This window comes from Dellaglioa sp. CoH-57-MRSF-22, assembly GCF_056781895.1.
In genome coordinates this window covers 1-430 of record NZ_JBXAXT010000093.1, presented here as the reverse complement: position 1 = coordinate 430, position 430 = coordinate 1, and the positions used below count along the sequence as shown (strand labels likewise).

Sequence of the window (430 nt, the reverse complement as noted above, 5' to 3'; positions counted from 1 at the left end):
ATTCGAGGTGAGCCGCGAGCTTGCGCAGCGCCTTAGGACTCGACGGCAGGCTAATCCCCTGATATCCGTTCTTCCACACATCAGGTTCCTTAGCCGTCGTGTATTGCTGACGAACGGATACCAGTCTCTGATCCTTGTAATCAATGGCGTTGATGTATATAGCCTTGTTATCTCGGACCTTGAAGCGCTTACCCATCAGTGAACCACCGTGCCCGGTTTAAGCGCGTCCTGCATCTCGACCATACCGCCGCTCGTCAGCACGCTCTGACCTTCGAGAATGCCACCCGTATTCAGTGTGATAGGATCGATGAACGGCCATTTCGGCTCGATCACGGGAAACGTAATCGGACCGTATGGCTGACCCGGATCGATAGGACGACGTGATGCAGGCGGCACAGGAACGGGCTGCGGCGTGACGACAGTAGACGGC

General features: G+C 56.0%; 2 protein-coding genes. Both read right to left on the bottom strand.

Going from position 1 to position 430, the window contains the following annotated elements; all coding sequences use genetic code 11:
• The coding region (locus AC1RPR_RS08330) for a hypothetical protein (RefSeq protein WP_438451095.1) at nt 1–196 on the bottom strand (196 nt) is incomplete at its 3' end.
• On the bottom strand, nt 196–430 hold a 235-nt coding region (locus AC1RPR_RS08325; RefSeq protein ID WP_481763488.1), incomplete at its 5' end, for a hypothetical protein. The genes AC1RPR_RS08330 and AC1RPR_RS08325, both read right to left, overlap by 1 nt.